This window comes from Actinomadura sp. NPDC048955, from assembly GCF_040649435.1.
Lineage (GTDB): Bacteria > Actinomycetota > Actinomycetes > Streptosporangiales > Streptosporangiaceae > Spirillospora > Spirillospora luteofluorescens.
Genome location: NZ_JBEZJI010000013.1, coordinates 1 through 21,167 on the forward strand (window position 1 = coordinate 1; position 21,167 = coordinate 21,167).

General features: G+C 74.3%; 20 protein-coding genes. 9 read left to right on the forward strand and 11 right to left on the reverse strand.

The window, feature by feature from the left end; translation table 11 throughout:
• Positions 1 to 451 precede the first annotated feature (451 nt).
• Entirely contained in the window at positions 452 to 1,477 is a 1,026-nt protein-coding gene (locus AB0C84_RS15295; protein ID WP_361065901.1) for a LysR family transcriptional regulator, read from the forward strand.
• 121 nt (positions 1,478 to 1,598) lie between these two features.
• Here AB0C84_RS15295 and AB0C84_RS15300 read toward each other — a convergent pair whose 3' ends face one another.
• Entirely contained in the window at positions 1,599 to 2,522 is a 924-nt protein-coding gene (locus tag AB0C84_RS15300; RefSeq protein ID WP_179847196.1) for a sugar kinase, read from the reverse strand.
• A gap of 168 nt (positions 2,523 to 2,690) precedes the next feature.
• Here AB0C84_RS15300 and AB0C84_RS15305 point away from each other — a divergent pair, with 168 nt between their 5' ends.
• Positions 2,691 to 5,129 (forward strand): GNAT family N-acetyltransferase, encoded by a 2,439-nt coding sequence (locus AB0C84_RS15305; protein ID WP_361065904.1) that lies wholly within the window; start codon positions 2,691 to 2,693, stop codon positions 5,127 to 5,129.
• 15 nt (positions 5,130 to 5,144) lie between these two features.
• On the opposite strand, the gene AB0C84_RS15310 is transcribed toward AB0C84_RS15305, so the two are convergent.
• Complete coding sequence (locus AB0C84_RS15310) at positions 5,145 to 5,462, reverse strand: hypothetical protein (protein WP_258939298.1); 318 nt, start codon at positions 5,460 to 5,462, stop codon at positions 5,145 to 5,147.
• Positions 5,463 to 5,550: 88 nt separating this feature from the next.
• Between AB0C84_RS15310 and AB0C84_RS15315 the strand changes: the two genes are divergently transcribed.
• The 3 genes from AB0C84_RS15315 to AB0C84_RS15325 all read left to right on the forward strand — a co-directional run bounded on the left by AB0C84_RS15315 (position 5,551) and on the right by AB0C84_RS15325 (position 8,197).
• On the forward strand, positions 5,551 to 6,132 hold the full coding sequence (locus AB0C84_RS15315) for a DUF5998 family protein (protein WP_258939299.1): 582 nt from the start codon (positions 5,551 to 5,553) through the stop codon (positions 6,130 to 6,132).
• A complete protein-coding gene (locus AB0C84_RS15320) occupies positions 6,129 to 7,295 on the forward strand; it encodes a nucleotide pyrophosphatase/phosphodiesterase family protein (protein WP_361065908.1) in 1,167 nt (388 codons plus the stop codon). The genes AB0C84_RS15315 and AB0C84_RS15320 overlap by 4 nt, the downstream gene beginning before the upstream one ends.
• 71 nt (positions 7,296 to 7,366) lie before the next feature.
• Positions 7,367 to 8,197, forward strand: a complete 831-nt coding sequence (locus AB0C84_RS15325; protein WP_361065911.1) for a sulfurtransferase — start codon at positions 7,367 to 7,369, stop codon at positions 8,195 to 8,197.
• Between the two features lie 14 nt (positions 8,198 to 8,211).
• On the opposite strand, the gene AB0C84_RS15330 is transcribed toward AB0C84_RS15325, so the two are convergent.
• Genes AB0C84_RS15330 through AB0C84_RS15345 form a run of 4 tightly spaced genes read right to left on the reverse strand, consistent with a single transcriptional unit; the run spans position 8,212 to position 12,916 of the window.
• Positions 8,212 to 10,728, reverse strand: coding sequence for a CHAT domain-containing protein (locus AB0C84_RS15330; protein ID WP_361065914.1), 2,517 nt, complete (start codon positions 10,726 to 10,728; stop codon positions 8,212 to 8,214).
• Complete coding sequence (locus AB0C84_RS15335) at positions 10,725 to 11,171, reverse strand: hypothetical protein (protein WP_361065917.1); 447 nt, start codon at positions 11,169 to 11,171, stop codon at positions 10,725 to 10,727. Before AB0C84_RS15335 ends, AB0C84_RS15330 begins: the two co-directional genes overlap by 4 nt.
• Positions 11,168 to 11,692 (reverse strand): sigma-70 family RNA polymerase sigma factor, encoded by a 525-nt coding sequence (locus tag AB0C84_RS15340; protein ID WP_312879509.1) that lies wholly within the window; start codon positions 11,690 to 11,692, stop codon positions 11,168 to 11,170. The genes AB0C84_RS15335 and AB0C84_RS15340 overlap by 4 nt, the downstream gene beginning before the upstream one ends.
• Before the next feature lie 33 nt (positions 11,693 to 11,725).
• Positions 11,726 to 12,916, reverse strand: coding sequence for a S8/S53 family peptidase (locus AB0C84_RS15345; protein WP_361065920.1), 1,191 nt, complete (start codon positions 12,914 to 12,916; stop codon positions 11,726 to 11,728).
• 330 nt (positions 12,917 to 13,246) lie between these two features.
• On the opposite strand from AB0C84_RS15345, the gene AB0C84_RS15350 reads away from it, so the two are divergent.
• The 3 genes from AB0C84_RS15350 (at position 13,247) to AB0C84_RS15360 (ending at position 15,853) form a co-directional block, all read left to right on the forward strand.
• Complete coding sequence (locus tag AB0C84_RS15350; protein ID WP_179836505.1) at positions 13,247 to 13,741, forward strand: DUF3145 domain-containing protein; 495 nt, start codon at positions 13,247 to 13,249, stop codon at positions 13,739 to 13,741.
• 143 nt (positions 13,742 to 13,884) lie between these two features.
• Positions 13,885 to 14,712 (forward strand): alpha/beta hydrolase, encoded by an 828-nt coding sequence (locus tag AB0C84_RS15355; RefSeq protein ID WP_361065923.1) that lies wholly within the window; start codon positions 13,885 to 13,887, stop codon positions 14,710 to 14,712.
• Entirely contained in the window at positions 14,696 to 15,853 is a 1,158-nt protein-coding gene (locus AB0C84_RS15360; protein WP_361066269.1) for a SpoIIE family protein phosphatase, read from the forward strand. Before AB0C84_RS15355 ends, AB0C84_RS15360 begins: the two co-directional genes overlap by 17 nt.
• A gap of 20 nt (positions 15,854 to 15,873) precedes the next feature.
• Here the strand turns inward: AB0C84_RS15360 and AB0C84_RS15365 are convergent, their stop codons facing one another.
• A complete protein-coding gene (locus tag AB0C84_RS15365) occupies positions 15,874 to 16,791 on the reverse strand; it encodes an MBL fold metallo-hydrolase (protein WP_361065926.1) in 918 nt (305 codons plus the stop codon).
• 126 nt (positions 16,792 to 16,917) lie between these two features.
• Between AB0C84_RS15365 and AB0C84_RS15370 the strand changes: the two genes are divergently transcribed.
• On the forward strand, positions 16,918 to 17,346 hold the full coding sequence (locus AB0C84_RS15370) for a MarR family transcriptional regulator (RefSeq protein WP_361065929.1): 429 nt from the start codon (positions 16,918 to 16,920) through the stop codon (positions 17,344 to 17,346).
• Positions 17,347 to 17,424: 78 nt separating this feature from the next.
• On the opposite strand, the gene AB0C84_RS15375 is transcribed toward AB0C84_RS15370, so the two are convergent.
• From AB0C84_RS15375 to AB0C84_RS15390, 4 genes are all read right to left on the reverse strand, one after another.
• Positions 17,425 to 18,732 (reverse strand): beta-ketoacyl-[acyl-carrier-protein] synthase family protein, encoded by a 1,308-nt coding sequence (locus AB0C84_RS15375; RefSeq protein WP_179847204.1) that lies wholly within the window; start codon positions 18,730 to 18,732, stop codon positions 17,425 to 17,427.
• Between the two features lie 77 nt (positions 18,733 to 18,809).
• On the reverse strand, positions 18,810 to 19,061 hold the full coding sequence (locus AB0C84_RS15380) for an acyl carrier protein (RefSeq protein WP_179847205.1): 252 nt from the start codon (positions 19,059 to 19,061) through the stop codon (positions 18,810 to 18,812).
• Positions 19,062 to 19,117: 56 nt separating this feature from the next.
• A complete protein-coding gene (locus tag AB0C84_RS15385) occupies positions 19,118 to 20,086 on the reverse strand; it encodes a beta-ketoacyl-ACP synthase III (protein WP_361065933.1) in 969 nt (322 codons plus the stop codon).
• Positions 20,083 to 21,012, reverse strand: coding sequence for an ACP S-malonyltransferase (locus tag AB0C84_RS15390; RefSeq protein ID WP_361065936.1), 930 nt, complete (start codon positions 21,010 to 21,012; stop codon positions 20,083 to 20,085). The genes AB0C84_RS15385 and AB0C84_RS15390 overlap by 4 nt, the downstream gene beginning before the upstream one ends.
• Positions 21,013 to 21,167 lie beyond the last annotated feature (155 nt).

Below are 21,167 nucleotides of genomic sequence, written 5' to 3' on the forward strand. Positions count from 1 at the left end.
CCTTCTCAGGCTGGCGCCCCGCGGGGGGGGGGGCCCGGGGGGGCCCCCCACGCCGTCCTGGAGGGGGTGTGCCGCCCGCGCGCCCCCGTTGGGCGCGGGCGGGACGTTTTCGGGCCGGCCCGTGCGCGCGGCCCCGCGCACGGGCCGGCGTCCTGTCCCGGCGCCGCGGCGGAGAAGAGCCGCGGCGAACGGGAGACCAGGGCGCCGGGCGGCGGCCCCGGTGGCCGGCACCACCGGGGCGCGCCCGGGAGCGCCGCCGTCCTGGGAGTGGGACGGGTGACGGCGGCGAGGAGCGGCTCGAAGGAAAGTGTTCTAGAGGTTAGAAAACTCTGTCCAGTTGTTTAGGAGAACATCTTGAGATAAGTTCAGGCGGAAATGTCATCATTTCCCGCTTAGTTGGCCCCGCGGCCATTTCCGCGCGGTCCCGGAAGAGGTAGTAATGTCCCTCCCCGTGCCACCGACCCTCGACTCGCTGCTGGAGTGTCCGCCCGGTCTGCTCGACATGACGTTCGACCAGTTGCGGACCCTGCTGGTGGTGCACGAGACGGGGTCGGCGCTGCGGGCGGCGCGGGTGCTGGGCCGCGAGCAGTCGAGCGTCCAGAAGCAGCTCGACACGCTGAACCGCAACAGCCAGGTGCTGTGCGGCGAGGTCCTGACCGTCCGGCAGGGGCGCGGAAAGGACTACCTGTTCACCCCGACGGGGGAGACCACGGTCGAACTGGCGCGGACGACGTTCGGGAAATGGCTGGAGTCCATTCACTGGAGCCGGCGCCGCCTCGGCCGCATGCTGACGGTCGGCACCACCGAGTTCACCCTGCCGATCGTCTCCAGGGCCTGGGACCGGGTCTCGGAGGAGTTCCGGCAGCGCGAGGTCGAGTTCAAGGTCGCCCACGTCCGCACCAAGGACCTGTGGTCGCGGCTGGAGACCCGCCAGGTCGACCTCATCTGCGGCAGCATCGTCAGCACCCAGGAGGGCGACCTGCGCCTCCAGGAGTACGAGGTCGTCGAGTACGCCCGGGGCCAGGCGCTGCTGCTCACCAACCTGCCGGAGGCCGAGTTGCCCGGCACGCCGGTGCGCACCAGCCGCCTCGGGCGGATCCCGCTGGTGGTGCCGCCCGCCGGGCTCGTCGCCGACCTGCTCGCCACCTGGTACGGGACGAACTTCCGCGAGCGGCTCAACGTCGTCGCCGACATCGACGACGTGCACTACGGGCTGTCGCTGCTGCGGTCGGGGTTCGTGCGCGGCTGCATGATCGTCACCGGTTCGATCGGGCGGGGCATGGCCGCGCAGGAGGACCCCGACGCCGTCCCGCTGCGCGCGATCGGGCTGCACGACGATCTGGAGCCCAAGGCCGAGCTCATGACGGGCGCCTTCGTGCGCCGCGCCGACCTCGAACGCTACGACGCGGGCCACCCCCTCAACCGCCTCTGGGACGCGGTCAGGGAGGACGTCCGCACCTACACTCCGCTCGCCTGAGCGTCCGCCGAGCCTCGGCCGCCGGACGGGAGGTGCGGACGGCGCCGGGCACGCCGCGGGGCCGGCGCCGGCCCGCGCCTCATCGACGGAGCCGGAGCGACCGCTCCGGCGGGGGCCGGCCCTACTTGATCTGGTTGTCCACCACGTCGAGGGTCGGGCGGGCGCCCAGGTGCTGCATGGCGCGGGCGGCCAGGCGGCAGCCCGCGGTGAGGGCGTCGGCCGGCTGCTTGCCGTCGAGCCACGGCGGGAGGAACCCGGCGACGAACGCGTCGCCGGAGCCGGTGCCGTCGATGATCTTCTCGACGGGCTCCGCCGCGACGGTGACCGGCTCGGGCCGGCCGTTGGTGTACCACAGGGCCCCGTCGGCACCGGTCGTGATCACGACCTGCGGGTACCAGGCGGTCAGCACCTTCGCGGCCTGCTCGGGCGTGTCGCGGCCGGTGAGGATCTCGGCCTCCTTGGCGTTGACGACCAGGAGGCGGGCGCCCTGCGTCCACTCCAGGAAGGGCTCGGCGCCCATCCGCTTGAGCGGGGAGGACGAGCCGCCGTCCACGGAGACCGACATCTGCGTCTTGCGGGCGATCTCCAGGGTGTGGATGGCCGCCTTGCGGGACCCCTCGTTGATCAGGGCGTACCCCGACAGGTGCAGATGGGTGCCGCCGGAGAACAGGTCCTTGCAGCGCTCGATGTCCTCCGGCAGGAGGGCGGCGTTGGCGCCGGGATCCGACAGCATCGTCCGGTCGCCCTTGTGGGTGACCATGACCACACAGGTGCCGGTGGGACGTTCCTGGTCCATGACGAGGCGGGCGTCGACGCCGTAGCCCATCAGCTCCATGTCCCGGTTACGGCCGGCGATGTCGGAGCCGCGGCGGCCGACGAATGCGGCGTCGGTCCCCTCCACGGCGAGCCATGCGGCCACGTTGGCGCCGGAGCCGCCACCGTGAGTCGTCACGGCGGCGGGCGTGTCGCTCCCCTTGGCCAGGGGATACGCGGCACGCGCCACGGTGTCTGTCATAAGATCGCCGACCACGACCACGCGCGTCATGGAGTCATCACCTCGATCAACACGGCCCGCGCGAGCGGCAATTCTTGGGCGTGTGGTCGACCGTAACAGCTCCGGAGCCCGGATTAGGTCTCGAACGCGCAGCGAAACCGAGGAAGCCGGTTTTTTCGTCGCGGGGCCGTCACGCATCCGTGCCTTACCCTCGGGTACGTGACCGAGCGTTATCCGGATCAGTGGGAGGCCGACGTCGTCCTCAGCGACGGCGGGACGGCCCATCTGCGTCCCATCCGGCCCGAGGACGCCGATCTCCTGCGCACGTTCCACGCGCGGCTGTCCCCGGAGTCGATCTACTACCGGTTCTTCTCGCCGCGCCCCCAGCTGTCGGACCGCGAGGTCGAGCACTTCACGACCGTCGACTACGACCGGCGCGCCGCGCTGATCGCCACGATCGCGGGGGAGATGGTGGCGGTCGTCCGCTACGACCGGCTCGCCGACCGGCCGGAGACGGCGGAGGTGGCGTTCCTCGTGGAGGACGCGCACCAGGGCCGCGGGCTCGGCGCGGTGCTGCTGGAGCACATCGCGGCGGCGGCGCGGGAGCGGGGGGTGCGCCGGTTCGTGGCGAGCGTCCTGCCGGACAACCGCCGGATGACCCGGGTGTTCCGGGAGGCGGGGTACCGGGCGGAGCAGCGCTTCGAGGAGGGCGTGATCGAGCTCGTCCTCGACCTGGAGCCGACCGACACCTCGCTGGAGGTCATGACGGCGCGCGAGCACCGGGCCGAGTCGCGCTCGATCCAGCGTCTGCTGTTCCCGGGGTCGGTGGCGGTGATCGGGGCGAGCCGGGCCGAGCACAGCGTCGGCCAGACGGTCCTGCGGAACCTGCTCTCCGGGGACTTCAGCGGCCCCGTGTACCCGGTGCACCCGACGGCGGTCGCGGTGGCCGGGGTCCGCGCGTACGCGTCCGTCCTGGAGATCCCGGACGACGTGGACCTCGCGGTCGTGGCGGTGCGGGCCGACGCCGTCCACGAGGTCGTGGAGGAGTGCGCGGGCAAGGGCGTGCGGGGGCTGGTCGTCGTGTCGTCCGGCTTCGGCGAGGTGGGGGAGGAAGGCCGGGCGGCCCAGGAGCAACTGGTGCGGCTGGCGCGCGCCTACGGGATGCGGGTCGTAGGCCCCAACTGCCTCGGCATCGCCAACACCGACCCCGACGTGCGGCTGAACGCGACCCTGGCGCCGACCATGCCGGGGCGGGGCCCGGTGGGGTTCTTCTCCCAGTCGGGTGCGCTGGGCATCGCCATCCTGCAGCGGACCGCCGCACGCGGCCTCGGCCTGTCGACGTTCGTCTCGGCGGGGAACCGGGCGGACGTCTCCGGCAACGACCTGATGCAGTACTGGGAGGAGGACCCGGCCACCAGGGCCGTCCTGCTGTACCTGGAGTCGCTGGGCAACCCCCGTAAGTTCGCGCGGCTGGCGCGCAGGCTCGGCCGCCGCAAGCCGATCGTGGCGGTGAAGAGCGGGCGCAGCACGCAGGGCGTCCCGATCGGGCACGCGGCACGGGCGCTCACCCTGCCCGACCACGCGGTCAGCGCGCTGTTCGAGCAGGCCGGCGTGATCCGGGTGGAGGACCTGGCGGAGCTTTTCGACGTGGCGCAGGTGCTGGCCTACCAGCCGCTCCCGGCCGGCGACCGCATCGCGATCATCGACAACTCCAACTCGCTGGGCCTGCTGGCGCAGGACGAGGCCGTCGCGCTCGGCCTGGAGGTCCGGCCCCGCATCGACCTCGGCCCCCGCGCCGACGCCGACGACTACGAGGCCGCCCTCGCCGGGGCGCTGGACGACGACACGGTCGACGCGGTCGTGGCGCTGTTCACGCCCCCGACGATCGGCGGCTACGACCTGCGCGTCCCCGAGCGGATCCTCCGGCTGTCCGCCGAGGGCAGGAAGCCGATCGTGGCGACCTATCTCGGCACCGAGGGCATGCCCGCCGAGCTGCGCGTCACCGGCCCCGACGGGATGGCGGCGGAGGGCTCCGTGCCGTCCTACACGGCGCCCGAGGACGCCGTCCGGGCGCTGGCGTACGTGATCCGGTACGCGCGGTGGCGGCAGCGTCCCCCCGGCCGCATGCCGGTGTTCGAGAACGTGGACCGCGCCAAGGCGCGTGAGCTGGTCGCCGCGTGGCTGGGCGACGGCGGCCCCGTGGAGGTCGCGCCCGAGCAGGCGGCGGAGCTTTTGGCTTGTTACGGCATCGGGCTCGCCGGCGGGACGGACGGGGTCGCGACCCGCATCGTCGTCAGGGAGGACCCCTCGTTCGGGGCGCTGATCTCCTTCGGGATCGCCGACGAGACCGCCGAGCTGCTGGAGGACCGCGCCTACCGCCTGTCGCCGCTGGCGGACGCGGAGGCCGCGGAGATGATCCGCGCGATCCGCACCGCCCCGCTGCTGCTGGGGCACCGGGGCGCCGATCCGGTGAACCTCGGGGCCCTGGAGGAACTGCTGCTGCGCGCGTCCCGCCTCGGCTACGACCTTCCGGAGGTGGCGCGGCTGGAGCTGAGCCCCGTCATGGTCGGCCCGTCCGGTGTCGCGGTGCGGGCGGTGACGCTCACCTTGCAGCGCCCCCTCGGCCCACGCCCCGAACTGGAGCCGCGCCACCTCTGACCCGGCCCGGAGGCGTCAGCCCGGGGGCGGGGGAGGGCTGGGCTCCGGGGTCGGCGGGACGGGGTCGGGCGCGGGCCCCGGCGGGAACGGCTCCGGTCCGGGAGCGGGCGGGGACGGCTCGGGCGGCGGTCCGGGAGGCATGGGCTCCGGCGGCGGGCCCGGCGGCACCGGCTCCGGCGAGGGACCGGGCGGGACGGGGCCGGGCGGCTGCGGCGCGGGACCCGGGGCGGGGCCGGGCGGCGGCTCGGGCGGCACCGGGGGCTGCGGGGGAGGCGCCGGGTCCGGCGTGGGCGGCGGCACCGGCGGCGGGGTCGGCAGTGGATGCTCGTCCATGCCCACCCTCTACCCCGCACACGGACATATGACCGTGCGCCGCGGCGGTCATGTGCGCGTCCGGCCCCGGACAGGGCAGGATGGGGCCATGAGGGAAACCCGAGCGACCGTCAGTGGTCTGCGCACGGCGATCGAGCGCAGCGGTTACTACCCGGCCCTGGTCGCGGACGCGGTCGAGTCGGCCGTCGGGGACGAGCGCGTCACCGCCTACGTCGTCCACCACGAGGCGACCTTCGACCCCGCGATGGAGGTGCGGCGGCACGTGACCGTGCTCGTGCTGTCGGCGAACCGGCTGCTGGTGTGCCACACCGACGAGCATCCGCCCGGCGAGGGCATGACGCGGCCCCACGCGTCCACCACCACCGAGGCCGTCAAGCTGGAACGCGTCCAGTCGGTCGCGGTGACGCGGGTGGTCCCGGACCCGGCCTCCTACGTGCCGGGGGTTCCGCCCACCGAGGTGGTGCTGACCATCGGCTGGGGCGCCATCGCCCACATCGACCTCGAACCGGCGACGTGCGGCGACGAGAACTGCGAGGCCGACCACGGCTACACCGGCAGCGTCACGGCCGACGACCTGTCGCTGCGGGTCAGCGAGGCGGCGGACGGCGCGGACGCCGTGAGCCAGGTGCTGGCCTTCGCCGAGGAACTGTCCGCCGCGACCGCGCGGTGAGCGAGGCGGCCGCCGCGCGGCGCGGGGAGTCCGGCCAGGGCCCGCTGCTTCCCGAACCGCCCGTCCCGCGGTACGGCGAGGCCGCGCTGGCCGACCTGCCGACCTCGGCGCTGGCCGCGCTGGGCGTGCCCGGCGCCGCGAACGTCCTGGGCCTGCCCGCCGTGCCGCGCGTCTGCGTTCTGCTGGTCGACGGCCTCGGCTGGGAGCAGCTGAGGGCCCATCCCGGCGAGGCGCCGTTCCTGAACGCGATGGACGGCGGCCCGATCACGGCAGGGTTCCCGGCGACGACCGTCAGCAGCCTCGGCTCGCTGGCCACCGGCGCCCCGCCCGGCGAGCACGGGCTGCTCGGCGTGCAGATCGCCGTCCCCGGCACCGGGCGGATGCTGAACTGCCTGCGCTGGGAGGACGACACCGTCGAGCCCGAGACGTTCCAGCCGGTCCCGACCGCCTACGGGCGGGCGGCCGCGGACGGCGTCGAGGTCGCGTACGTGGCGGAGCCCCTCTACCGGGGGTCCAGCCTCAGCCGCGCCACCACGCGCGGCGCCGACTACATCGCGGGCCGCGGGCCCGATCAGCTCGCCGACCGCGCCGTGCTGGCCCTGCGCCGCGGCGACCGCGCCTACGTGACGGTGTACTACGCCGAACTCGACGCGACCGGCCACCGGTTCGGGGTCGGCTCCGCCGACTGGCGGCACATGCTCCGGTACGTCGACGGCCTCGCGCAGCGCCTCACGGAGGCCCTGCCGCCGGGCTCGTCCCTCTACGTGACCGCCGACCACGGCATGGTCGACCCGGACGAGCGGATCGACGCCGACACCGTGCCCGCACTGGCGGCGGGCGTCGCCCTGCTCGGCGGGGACGCCCGCGCCCGCTACGTCTACAGCGAGCCGGGTGCCCACGCGGACGTTCTCGCCGCCTGGGCGGAGACGCTGGGCGACCGCGCCTGGGTCGTCGGCCGCGAGCACGCCGTCGAGAACGGCTGGTTCGGCGCGATCGGCCCCGGGATGCTGGAGCGGATCGGCGACGTGATCGCCGTCCCGCACGCCGACCTCGCGATCGTCGCGTCCGAACGGGAGCCGTGGCTGGACTCGATGGTCGGCATGCACGGGTCCCTCGTCCCGGCCGAGCAACTGGTGCCGCTGCTCACCGCGTCCCGGCCCTGAGATCCCGCGGAGTTGAGATGAACCCGGATTCGCCCCTCCCTAATCGGGGCAACGGCGGCCAAACTGGCGATGTGCACCCTCTCATCGAAGTGCCCGCGCTGGACCGGCTGCTCCGACGGCGGGCGAACGTGGTCCTGCTGGACGTCCGATGGCATCTGGCGGGGCCGCCGGGGATCGAGTCCTACCGCAAGGGGCACCTGCCCGGCGCCGTCTTCGTCGACCTCGACCGCGACGTGGCCGGGCCGCCCGGCCCCGGCGGCCGCCACCCCCTGCCGGACCCCGCCGCCTTCGAGGCGGCGATGCGCCGTGCCGGGGTCACGGCCGACAGCCTGGTCGTGGTCTACGACGACGCCGACTCCACGGCCGCCGCCCGGGTGTGGTGGTCGCTGCGCTACTTCGGGCACGACCGGGTCCGCGTCCTGGACGGCGGCTACCGCGCCTGGACGGAGGCGGGGCACGCGGTGAGCACCGCCGAACCCGAGGCCAAGCCGGGCGACTTCGTCGCCGCCCCCGGCCGCCTGCCCGTCCTGGACGCCGAGGGCGCCGCCGAGCTGGCCCGGGCGGGCGTGCTGCTGGACGCCCGCGCCGCCGAGCGCTACCGCGGCGAGCAGGAGCCCGTCGACCCCGTGGCGGGGCACATCCCGGGCGCCCGGAACGCTCCCACCTCCGGCAACGTCGGCGTCGACGGCCGGTTCCTGCCGCCGGAACTGCTGCGCGAGCGGTTCGCGCAGCTCGGCGCCACCGACGCCCTCGACGTCGGCGCCTACTGCGGCTCGGGTGTCACCGCCGCCCACGAGATCCTCGCCCTGCACCTCGCCGGCATCCCGGCCGCCCTCTACGTGGGGTCCTGGTCGAACTGGGTGTCCGATCCCGGCAACCCGGTCGCCGTCGGCGAGGGCTGACCCGGCCCGCGGCGTCAGCCGGCGCCCATGGCGAGGAAACCGGTCGTGGCCGGCGCACGGGTGATGGCGGCCAGCGCCCGGGAGGGGGTCTTCCCGGCCTCCAGCGCCGTGTGGAAGGCGGTCATGAAGGCCGCGGTCGCGTCGTCCCGGACGGGCAGGACGCTGGCGATCACGGTGGCGGTGCCGAGGGCCAGCAGGGCGCCGGCCATGCCGAGGACGGCGTCGCCCTCGTCGGCGCGGCCGATGTCGCACGCGGACAGGACGATCAGGTGCGGCGGATCGGCGAGCTCGTCGAGGTCGTGGACCATGAGGGGGCCGTCGGCCAGGCGCAGCCGGGAGAACAGGGCGTTGCCCTGGTGGAACTCGCCGTGGGCGGCGACGTGGGCGAGCGCGGCCCCTTCCAGGGCGTCGCGGACGGGTTCGGCGCGGGCGTCCGGGCCGTCCAGGACGACGGCGCCGGGGTGGAGGCGGCGGAGGGCGGCGATCTCACGGTCGGCGTGCAGGAGGTCGGGGCCCGCCACGAGGACGGCGTGCCCGCCGGAGGGCGCGCGCCTGCGGGCGTGGAGCCAGGCCCCGGCGGACGGGACGACCGTGAACGGGCGCCCCGCCAGGGACGGGAGCGTCGCCCAGGGCAGCCCGTGCAGGACGCCCGTCGGAGCGATGACCAGCTCGCGGTCGCCCAGGACGGGGCGGAGCGGGGCCAGCAGGAGGCGGTCGAGGCGTTCGGCCGCGCCGGTGCCGGCGGACGGCGCCGGCGGTCCGCCGTCCTCGGCGAGGCGGCGGGCGGCGAAGCGGAGCAGGCCGGTCTCGCGGCGCGCCCCGTCGCCCGGGCCGAGGCGGTGGCGGCGGGCGCGGCCGCCCGCGACGGTGACGGCGTGCAGCTCGTCGCCGATCGCGATCAGCTCGACGAGGGCGCGGTCGCCGAGCTCGGCGGCGACCTCGCCGGCCGCGGCCGGGCGGCCCGGGGACGCGCCGGACGGGCGGCGGCGCGTCCGCTCGCGGATCTTGGCCTCCAGCGCGGTCAGGTCCGCCGGCGGCGCGGCGGGGGCCCCGCCGCGGGCGGTGTCGGCCGTGCGGTCGACGCTGAGGGCGCGCAGCGCGGTCAGCGCGGCGGCGCGCTCGGGGTCTCTCGGCGGGCGGACGCGGACCGGCCGCGCGATCGCCCGCCGCCGCTCCTCCACGGCGAGCAGTTCCCGCGCCGACCCGGACAGGCGGAGGCCGAGCTCCGCCAGCTCCGTGGCGAGACCGGCCGCGCGGGCGCGCAGGTCGAGCGCGTCCAGGGCCTCCGCGTGCTCCTCGGTCACCTCCAGCCCCGCCCTGACCGCCGCCACCGCGCCCTTGCGGGCGTCCCTGGCGGAGTGTTCGAGGGCGATGGCGTGCCAGGCGGCGATCCGGCCCGAGGCCGGGCCGCTCGTGCGCCGGACGGACGCCAGCAGGTGCCCCGCCGGGCGGCCCAGCGACAGCGCCACGCGCGCGGCGACGATGCGGGCCTCGTCGGCGGCGTCCGCCCAGCCGCCGCTCTCCAGCCGTTCCGCCGTGGCCGCGGCCGAACGGAGCAGGACGGCGGACCGTTCACCGGACGCCCACCGCGCCTTGAGCAGCACATGCTCGGCCAGAAGCGCCCATCCCGTGCGCTCCTGCCCGGTGAACTCCGTGCGGGCGCGCTCCGCCGCGACCGTGGCCTCCTCCGCGTTGCCGTCGGCCAGTTCTGCGTGGGCGAGGAGCAGATGGCCGTCCGCTGTGTCGCATCGGTACCCGTTCGCCGTGGCCGCGTCCAGGGCGGCGGTGAGGACGGGACGTGCCTCGCCCGGCAGACCGGCCATGATGAGGGTCTCCGCCTGGTCGAACCGGCTCTGCGCCAGGCGCTCACCGGTCAGGCCCTGTTCGGCCTCCGCGAAGAGACGGAGCGCGCGCGGGACGTCTCCGCGCCGCGACACCGTGAAGGCCAGATTCCCCTTCGCCATGGCCGTCTGGTGGCGCAACCCGGCGGCCTCGCCGACGGCGACGGCCTCGGCCAGCGCCTCCTCCGCGCCGTCGTAGTCGCCGCGGAACACCCGCGCCAGGCCGAGGTTGGTGAGCAGACCGTTGAGCGCCGCGGGATCCTGCCCCGCGCGTAACCGGGGCAAGGCCTGCACGGCGACCTGGTGCGCCTCCTCCAGGCGCCCGGCCCGTGCCAGAGCGCCCGCCTTGTTCGCGGCCAGGCGATCGGCGTCGGGCCCGCTCAGGACGGTCTCGGCCCGCCGCGCGTGGGCGAGCGCCTCGGTGACGTCACCGCTCGCCGTGAGCAGCCCGACGAGATTCATCCGCACCTGCGCCGCGGCGTACGGGTCGGACCCGGAGGCCAGCTCAAGGGCGCGACGGAGGAAGGCGAGCCCTTCGTCCAGCCGTCCCAGTTCCTTGGCGGCCAGCCCCGCCACGCGCAGCGGCAGGACGCCGCCGCCGTCCTCCAGCAGCGCGAGCGCCCGTGTGAAGGCGGTCGCGGGATCCCTCGCCGCCATTCGCAGCAGGGTGCGCTCGTCGCGCCCGGTCACAGCCGGATCCAGCTCGTGACGATCGACGTGCCGTCGTCCAGCCGCAGGATCAGGCTCACCAGCCCGGTCGGGACGCGCGGCAGCCAGAACATTCCCGCGGGCTCCGTGCGCGCCGTGATCCCGCCCGGCGGCAGGTCGCGGTGCCGGACCTCGACGAGCGCCTCCGCGGACGGGACGAGCCGCCCGTGGATCTCCCGGAGCCGGCCGTCCGGCGTCACCTCGATCTCGACCGTCACGCCCGGGCAGGTGAACGTCAGCGTCCGGGCCGGGCCGCCCCGCACCCCCGCCGCGCGGCCGCCCCGGTCGTGCTCCAGTTCGGCCAGCCGCGCGGCCGGCGCGCGCCACGCGATAGACGCGCGGGCCGCCGCGAGGACGGCCGCCGGCACGGGGTCGAGGACCTGGTACGTCTCGCGGACTCCCGCCATCAGCTCGTCGTCGTTCACGGGACGAGCCTCCGCAGCGACTCCAGGCAGCGCGCCCGCGTCGGGCCGACGCTGCCGACGGGAATGCCGAGGGCGGCGGCCAGTTCGGCGTGGCTCGGCGCGAGCGCGAACAGCCGCAGCAAGGTGCGGCAGCGCAGCGGCAGCCGCTCCAGCGCCGCACCGACCATGCCGAGCCGCTCGCGCGCCGCGACGACCCGCGCGGGGTCGGGCTCCGGCTCGCGCGGCGCGGGCACCGTCGGCAGGGTGCGGCCGCGCCGGCGCGCCAGCAGCAGGCTCTCATGGCGCGCCGTCGTGGCCAGCCAGCACGCGGCCGCCGCGGGCTCGCGGAGCTCGTCGATCCGCTCCACCAGCCGCAGCCACGTGGTCTGCACCGCGTCGCCGGCATCGGCGTCGTTCAACCCGTACGAGCGGGCGATCGACCACAGCAGCCCGCTGTGCCGCTCGACCAGCCGGGCCCACGCGTCACCGTCGCCGTCGCGTGCCCGGACCACCAGCTCGTCCGTATCGTCCCTTCGGGCCACCGAAGTATCCTCCCGAGGCCCCCCGCTCCCCCTTCACCCTATGGCATCGGGCGATGACGCGGGGTGCACTTCGGTGCCGAGGCCCGGAAGTACCGGGTGCCGCGCGGGATCGAGGACGCGGTCGGCCGCCTCGGACGCGCCGACGCCCTCCCGCGCCGCGAGGGCGGCGATCCGTCCCGCCACGACCGGTGTCGCGAACGACGTCCCGCTCCATGTCGCGTAGCCGTCGAACCGGTCGGGATCGGCACCGTTCACCGCTCGGCGAGGGCCGTCGAACCGGACGAAGGCACTGGCCACGTCCACGCCCTGCGCGCACGCGTCGACCCACCACCCGTGGTTGGAGAACCAGGCCCGGTCGTCTCCGTCCAGGGCGGCGACGCCGATGACGGGCTTCATCGCGGCGGGCCAGAACGGGCGGTCCGTCGCCGCGTTCCCCGCGCACGCCACGACGACCGTCCGGCGGCCGAGCGCGGCGACCGCCTGGGAGAGCACCGGCGAGGGGCGGTCGTCGTAGGTGTGGCACCCGAGCGAGATGTTGACGATGTCGGCGCGGCCCCAGGCGGCGAGCCACTCCAGCGCCCGGATCACCTCCAGTTCGTCGCCGATCCCATGGCCGTCGATGACGCGGCGCGCCCGCAGCGCGGCGGACGGCGCCTGGGACAGCACGACCCCCGCGATGAACGTGCCGTGCCCCGCCTGCGCGTCCAGCGCGAAATCCAGATCGGCGTCCAGGACCTCCGCCGCCTCGTGGCGCTGCTCGCGGTACCACTCCTCGTTCTCGTACCAGGGGTGCGGGGACAGGCCGGTGTCCAGGATCGCGACCGTCACGTCCCGCCGGACCGGGACGGCCTGCGGCGCGGGCAGGGGAGGGGCCGGGCGGGGCAGGTCCGCGGGCCCGCTCCACCACATCGGCTGGCCGAGGACGAGGTGGTTCGGCGCCGCGCTCAGCCCGCGGCGCCGCCGGGCCGCGCCGCCGAGGACGGCCGCCAGCTCGCACACGTCGACCTTCGCGGGGGCGCGCAGCCGCAGCCGCGTGACGCCGCCCTCGTCGTGGCGCGAGTCGTACCAGCGACGCACCAGCGACTCGGCCGCGCCGGCGTCCCGCCCCGCGACCAGGAGCTCGTTCCGGCGGATCAGCGCCGGCCGCCCCGGCAGCGGCTCCACCACGACCGCGTCCGCGTGCCGCGCCAGCACCCGGTCCAGCCGCGCCTGTTGATCGAACATCGAGCCCCACCTCCGCCGCACCGGCCGTTTCGCTCATCGTGGCGGAACGGTGACGCTCGGTGCCGGGAAACGAGCGGAACGTGGCCGATGGTGGCATCCGTGACGAGTCTCACTCGGCGGCGAGCGCACACCCCGGTCCCCTTCGCAATAGTGGATCTTGACGGAGGCGGCGGGTGAACGATGTGCATCCTGTGTTCAAGCGTTCAACAAACTGCGAACTCACGGTGGTGCGACACCGGCCGATGATGCACAATGAGGGACGCGGACGCCGACTTGGGACGTACGAGGCCGTAGGGGAAGACGAGCCTCGGTACAGATCCAGGAGGTCCGGTGACCGCACGTGGCGTTTTTTACGTCCACTCCGCGCCACCTGCGCTGAGCCCGCACATCGAGTGGGCCGCCGCAGGTGTTCTCGGGGTGCCCGTTTCCCTTGAGTGGGCAGATCAGCCGGCCGCGCCCGGAACGCTGCGCGCCGAGCTCCATTGGGAGGGCAGGCCCGGTACCGCCGCGGGCATCACCTCCGCGCTGCGCAACTGGAAACTGGTGCGGTTCGAGGCCACCGAGGACCCGACGCCCGGCACCGACGGCGTCCGCTTCAGCTTCACCCCGACCCTCGGGGTGTTCACCGGGGTCATCGGCGCCAGCGGCGACATCATGATCCCCGAGGACCGGCTGCGCGCGGTGATGGCGAACGCCGCCGTCGGCAAGGCCACCCTGGAGCAGGAGCTCGACCGGCTGCTCGGCACGCCGTGGGACAACGAGCTGGAGCCCTTCCGCAGGGCCGGCGACGGCGCCCCCGTCCGCTGGCTGCACGCCGCCGTCTGACGAGCCCGCGGCGCGACCGCCGTCGCCCGCGCGGAGCGCGTACCCGTCCCGCGACTCGTACGCTCCCGCCGCCGGGAGGCGACCACGCGCACCGCCGGGCGTCCGCGAGGTGTGGAAGCGGGAGCCCGGGGCAGGCTGGGAAGATGTCCGCCTTGACCCGCAACAACGTGCAGGACCTGGGCCGACGGTCGGGGCAGCCCATGGTCTTCGCGCACGGGTTCGGGTGCGACCAGACGATGTGGCGGCTCACCGCGCCGGCCTTCGAGGCCGACCATCGGGTCATCCTCTTCGACCACGTCGGGATGGGGGATTCGGATCTGGCGGCGTACTCGGCCGGGCGTTACGGCTCCCTGGACGCCTACGCCGAGGACGTCCTGGACATCGTCCACGAGCTGGACCTGCACGAGGTGATCTTCGTCGGGCACTCCGTCAGCGCGATGATCGGGGTGCTGGCGGCCAACCGGGAGCCGGACCGCTTCGCCCGCCTCGTCCTGGTCGGCCCCTCTCCCCGCTACGTCGACGACGGGGACTACGTCGGCGGGTTCAGCGGCGCCGACATCGGCGAGCTCCTGGAGTCGCTGGAGAGCAACTACCTCGGCTGGTCCAGCCGGATGGCGCCGATGATCATGGGGAACCCGGAGCGCCCCGAGCTGGGCCGGGAGCTGACCAACTCCTTCTGCCGCACCGACCCCGACATCATGCGGCAGTTCGCGCGCGTGACCTTCCTGTCCGACAACCGGGCCGACCTGCCGGGGCTGAGCGTGCCGACGCTGCTCCTGCAGTGCTCGGAGGACATCATCGCCCCGGAGGCGGTGGGGGACTACGTGCACCGCGCCATCCCCGGAAGCGAGCTGGTGCGGCTGCGCGCGACCGGGCACTGCCCCAACCTGAGCGCGCCCGAGGAGACGATCGCGGCGATCAAGGCGTTCCTGAGGAAGGTCCCGAGTGGCCCCGATGCCCGGCGGGCCTGAGGAGCTCGCCCGCCTGCGGGACCTCTACGAGCACGCCCCCTGCGGCTACCTGTCGCTGAGTCCCCCCGGGACGATCACCAGGGTCAACCGGACGTTCCTCGACTGGACGGGCTACCGCGCGGACGACCTGCTCGGCGGCGCGCGCTTCCAGGACCTGCTCCCCGTCGGCGACCGCATCTACTACGAGACGCACTTCACGCCGCTGCTGACCATGCAGGGCGAGGTCCGCGAGATCGCCGTCGAGCTCAAGTGCGCCGGCGGCGAGCGCCTGCCGGTGCTGGTGAACTCGACGCTGCGGCCGGAGGAGCCGGGCGGGGCCCCCGCCGTCCGGATGTGCGTCTTCCGCGCCATCGACCGCCGGGAGTACGAGCGTGAGCTCCTGTACGCCCGCCGGCGCGCGGGGGAGTCGGAGGCGCGCGCCCGGCAGCTCGCCGAGACCCTGCAGCGCAGCTTCATCCCGCCCGAGCTGCCGCCCGTGCCCGGTCTGGAGGTGGGCGACGCCTACCGCCCGGCCGGGGCCGGCGACGAGGTGGGAGGCGACTTCTACGACGTCTTCGAGATCGCCCCCGGCCGGTGGGGGCTGGTGCTGGGGGACGTGTGCGGCAAGGGGGCCGAGGCCGCGGTGGTGACGAGCCTGGCGCGGTACACGGTGCGGGCGGTCGCCACGGAGGCCGAGTCGCCCGCCGACGTCCTCCGGAAGCTGAACGCGTCCCTGCTGGGCCACGGCGCGGAGCGGTTCTGTACCGCCGTCTACGCCGGCATCGAGAGCGGCCCGGGCGGCGGGCCGCTCCTGACCGTCTCGCTCGGCGGCCATCCCGCGCCGCTCCTGGCGGCCTCCTCCGGTGAGGTGCGGCCTCTCGGCCGCCCCGGCGACCTGCTCGGGCTGCTCGAGGACGTGGTGCTGGCCGACGAGCCCGTGGAGCTGCGGTCCGGCGACGCCGTCCTCTTCTTCACCGACGGGGTCAGCGAGGCGCGCCGCGGCCGGGAGTTCTTCGGCGAGGACCGGCTCGCCGGCCTGCTGTCCGACGTGCGGGCCCTCGACGCCGGCGGCATCACCGGCCGCGTCGTCGACCGCGTCCTGGACTTCCAGGAGGGCATGCCGCGCGACGACATCGCGCTCATCACCCTCCGGGTCCCGTGAACTGATCGCGGGCCGGGGCGTCACGGACGGTGCCCGGCGGCGGGGGAGGCGTCCGTGTCCACGGGGTGCCAGGCGGGGCCGCCGCCGTCCCGGCGGACCCGTCCGAACACCACGTCGGCGAAGTGGACGCCGAAGCCGATCGTGCCGGGCTCCTCCAGTTCGGCGACGAGGCGGCGGCGGTGGCCGGCCGACCGGGCCGGGTCGTGGTCGACGGACGCGGACCATTCGGGGTGGCCGATCTGGATCGGTGAGTGCAGGGCGTCGCCGAACGCGATCAGCCGCCGCCCGCCCGAGGTGATGACGTACTCGGCGTGACCGGCCGTGTGACCGGCGGTGATCCGGACCCGCACCCCGGGGAAGATCTCCTGGCCCTCGGTCACCGTCCTGACGTGCGGAGCCAGGGCGGCGATCTCCTCGGCCATGCCGTGCGCCGCCATCAGGTCGCGTCCTGCCCATTCCGCCTCGGACACCAGGTGATCGGCGTGGGCGAACGCGGGGCGGTCGCTTCCCGGGGCGGGATGCCAGGCCCAGCCGAGGTGGTCGGGGTGGAGGTGGGTGAAGGCGACGGCCTCGATCTCCTCCGGCCGCCGGCCGAGCTCGGCCAGGCTGTCGAGGAGCGCGCCCCCGTGGATGTCGCCGCGCGGGGTGCCCGGGTCGGGCGGCAGGGACTGCGGCCCGAACCCCGCGTCGATCAGCAGTGCGCGGTCGCCGTGCTCCACCAGCAGGCCGCCGATGCTCGCCACGAGGTGGCCGGAGTCGTCCAGGTAGTCGGGGTTGGCGATCCACGCCTCCTCGGTGGTGTCCGGAAGCCAGCCGCGCGGAGGGAGCCGCACGGCGCCGTCCGGTACGTAGGACACCCTCGTGTCGCCCAGCGTGAGCGAGCGGATTCCCGCCGGCCGCCGCAACCGCTCGGCCTGGTCGACCACGGAGTTCGTCATGGTGCCTCCATCTTCCCGGTGTCAGGTCGCCGCCGTGCCGCGCGGCGACGGCACCACCATAAGCATCAAGCTAGAAACATTCAAGCTCTAATTATTATGGCTTGATGTACTTGCTAGGATGGAGGCATGACGACGTCCCGGGAGCCCCAGGCGGCCGCCGAGCGCGAGGTGTGCGGTCTGGTGAACGGGCTGGCCCAGCAGATCGCCGACCACGTGCGCGAACGCGCCGTCACCTTGGGCGTCACCGCGGCCCAGGCCACCGCGCTGCGGGAGATGACCGGGCCGATGACCATGCGGGAGCTCGCCGAGCGCATGAGCTGCGAGCCCTCCAACGCCACCTTCGTCATCGACAAGCTGGAGAAGCAGGGGCTCGTCGAGCGCCGGGCTCACCCCACCGACCGCCGTGCCAGGCTCCTCGTCCTTACCGCCGACGGGAACGTGCTCCGCGAACGGCTCCTTGAACTCCTGGCCCAGGACTCACCGCTGGCGGGCCTCACCGCCCAGCAGCAGCGTGCCCTCCAGGAGCTACTTGAGCAGGCCATCACGCACCGGTGAGCAGGCTCCGGCGGGACGCGCGCGCACGCGAACGGCCCGGCGGGTGGGAACCCGGCCGGGCCGTTGGCGGAGAAGGGATCAGAGAGCGCGCTCGAAAGCGACCGACACGTTGTGGCCGCCGAAGCCGAACGAGTTGTTGAGCGCCGCGGCCGGGCCGTCGGGGAGCTTGCGCGGCTCGTCGCGCGCGATGTCGAGGTCGACCTCGTCGTCGAGGTCCTCCAGGTTGGCCACGAACGGGACGACGCCCTCCTTGAGGGCCAGCACCGTGAAGATCGACTCAAGGGCGCCGGCGCCGCCGAGCAGGTGACCGGTCATCGACTTGGTCGCGGTGATGACCACCTGGCGCGCGGCCTCCTCGCCGAGCCCCGCCTTGATGGAGGCCAGCTCCGCGACGTCCCCGGCGGGCGTGGAGGTCGCGTGCGCGTTGATGTGGACGAGGTCGGCGGGCTCCAGCCCCGCGTCCTTGAGGGCCCGCTGCATCGCCTTGGCCTGCCCGGACCCGGACGGGTCGGGCAGCACGATGTCGTAGGCGTCGCCGGAGTAGCCGCAGCCGGACGCGAAGCCGTGGATCTGCGCTCCGCGGGCGCGGGCGTGCTCCTCCGATTCGAGGATCATCACGGCGGCGCCCTCGCCGAGCACGAAGCCGTCGCGGTTCTTGTCGTAGGGCCGGGACGCGCGCGCCGGCTCCTCGTTGCGGGTCGACATCGCGCGCATCGCCCCGAACGAGGCCATCTGCAGCGGGTGTATGCACGACTCGGTGCCGCCGCAGATCACCACGTCGGCGCGGCCCGCGCGGATCATGTCGATGGCGTACCCGACGGCCTCGCCGCTGGACGCGCAGGCGCTGACCAGGGCGTGCGAGCCGGCCATCGCGCCGAACTCGATGCCGACGTGCCCGGAGGCGCCGTTCGGCATCAGCATCGGGACGGTGAAGGGCGAGACCCGCGACCAGCCCTTCTCCCGGAAGACGTCGTAGCTGTTCAGGGCGGTGTGCAGGCCGCCGATGCCGCTGGACAGCACCACGCCGAGGCGCTCGCCGTCCACGGTGAAGCCGCCGTCGACGCCGGGGCGGTCCATGCCCTTCTGCCCCTTGCCGCCCGCGGGCACGGCGAACCCGGCGGACGCCCAGGCCTCGCGCGCGGCGATCAGGGCGATCGCCTGGTTGCGGTCGAGCCGGCGCAGGTTCTGCTTCGGCATCACCTCGGACGGGTCGACCTTCAGCGTCGCGGCGAACTGGACCGGCAGGTCGTCGACCCCCTCCCAGTCCAGCTTGCGGATACCGGACTCGCCGGCGAGCAGGGCGGACCAGGTCGACGGCATGTCGCCGCCGAGTGGGGTCGTTGCACCGAGACCGGTCACGGCGACCCTGGTCTGGCTCTTGCTCATAGTGCGTGCTCCTTGCGGACTGTGAGGGGAGGAGGAAGGGCGCGCCGCCTCCCGGGTGGCGGCGCGCCCTCCGCGGCTCAGCTCTGCAGGTTCTGGACGAAGTTGATGACGTCCTTGACCGTCTTCAGGTTGCGCAGCTCGTCGTCGGGGATCTCGACGTCGAACCGGTCCTGCGCGGCCACCGCGATCTCCACCATCGACAGCGAGTCGATGTCGAGGTCGTCGATGAAGTTCTTCTCCGGGGTGACCTCGGACTTGTCGATGCCGACGATCTCGTCGATGATCTCGGCGAGGCCGTCCAGGATCTGCTGTTCGGTGGCGACTGCCATGGTTCTGCGTTCTCCTTCGGTGGGTTGGTCCAGAGCCTGCGAGCAGGCGTGACGGCCTACGGGATCTGGATGACTTGGGCAGCGTAGGACAGTCCGGCGCCGAACCCGACCAGCAGGGCCGGGGCGCCGGACGGCACGTCGCCGCGTTCGATCATTCGGGACAGCGCCAGCGGGATCGAGGCGCCCGAGGTGTTGCCGGACTGCACGATGTCGTCGGCCACGACGGCGTTGGACGCCTTCACCTTGCGGGCGATCGCCTCGATGATCCGCAGGTTGGCCTGGTGCGGGACGACGGCGGCGAGCTCCTCGGGCTTGACCCCGGCCCGCTCGCACGCCTGGATCGCGATCGGCGCGATGGCGGAGGTGGCCCAGCGGAACACCGCCTGCCCCTCCTGCCGGATGAACGAGTTGCGGTCCTCAATGATGATCTTGTCGTACTTGTCGCCGGCACTGCCCCACACGACGGGGCCGATGCCGGGGGTCTCGCTGGCCGTGACGACCGCCGCGCCCGCGCCGTCGGCGAAGATGATGCAGGTGGAGCGGTCGGTCCAGTCGATCCACTGGGACATCTTCTCCGAGCCGATGACCAGCGCGTTGCGGGCGCTGCCGGCCCGGACGGCGGCGCTGGCGGTGGCGAGCGCGTAGCAGAAGCCGGCGCAGGCGGCGTTGAGGTCGAACGCGCCGGGCGCCTCGATGCCGAGGCGGTGCGCGACCTGCGCGGCGTGGCCCGGCATCGGCGACTCCGCCGAGCAGGTCGCGAGGATCACCAGGTCGATGTCGGAGGGGGCGAGGCCGCTGTTCGCCAGCGCCTTGCCGGCGGCGTGCACGCCGAGCTCGACGATGCCCTCGTCGTCCCCGGCGATGCGCCGCTCGACGATGCCGACGCGGCTGCGGATCCACTCGTCGTTGGTGTCGACGCTCAGCGCGAGGTCGTCGTTGGTGACGATGCGCGCGGGGCGGTAGTCGCCGAACGCCAGGATGCGGGCGCCGGGCGCGGCCTCGGGGATGGTGAGCGCGGTGGTCATGACGCGTCCGCCTCGATCAGCTCGCGGGCCTTGTCCAGGTCGGCGGGGGTCTTGAGGGCGACCAGCTCGATGCCCTTCAGCTCGCGCCGGGCCAGGCCGGTGAGCGTCCCGGCGGGCGGCAGCTCGATGATCCCGGTGACGCCGAGCTCGCGCATGGTCGCCATGCACGCGTCCCAGCGGACGGGGGCGCTGACCTGCTCGACGAGCCGGGCGACGAAGTCGCGCCCGCTCTCGACGACGGCGCCGTCGCGGTTCTGGAGCAACTTGGCCCGCGGGTCGGCGACGGGCACGCCGGGCGCGAGGCGGCGCAGGGCGCCGACGGCGGGCTCCATGTGCTCGGTGTGGAAGGCGCCCGCGACCGACAGCGACCGCAGCCGCGCCTTGGCGGGCGGCTCGTCGGCGAACTTCGCGAGCCGCTCGATGGTCCCGGCGGCGACGATCTGGCCGGCGCCGTTGACGTTGGCGGGGGTGAGGCCGTGCTTGTCGATCGCGGCGAGGACCTCGTCCTCGTCGCCGCCGAGCACGGCCGTCATGCCGGTCTCGGTGACGGCGGCGGCCTCGGCCATCGCCCGGCCCCGCTCCCGGACGAGGACCAGCGCGGCCTCGGGGGTCAGCACCCCGGCGATCGCGGCGGCGGCCAGCTCGCCGACGCTGTGCCCGGCGACGGCGTCCGGCCCGGCCTTCCCGCCGGGGGCGCCGTCGTAGAGGGCCTCGGCCGCGGCGATCGCGGCGGCGACGAGCAGCGGCTGCGCGACCGCGGTGTCACGGATCTCCTCGGCGTCCGCGGACGTCCCGTACCGGACCAGGTCCAGACCCGTGACCGCCGACCACCAGGCGAACCGGTCGGCGACGCCGGGTTTCTCTAGCCATGGCTGCAGGAAGCCGGGGGTCTGGGCGCCCTGGCCGGGCGATGCGAGGAGAATCACAGCGTCCAGCCTGCCGTCATGTGCCCGCGCCCACGATGCCGATCACGACGAACTTTGGTCTTGGCGCTTTGTACGACCTCTACAAGAAACCCTGGTGAGCGCCTGTAGCCCCGGCTGAGACCCTCGGTGCGACGCTCCTCACCCTCGCCGCCGGA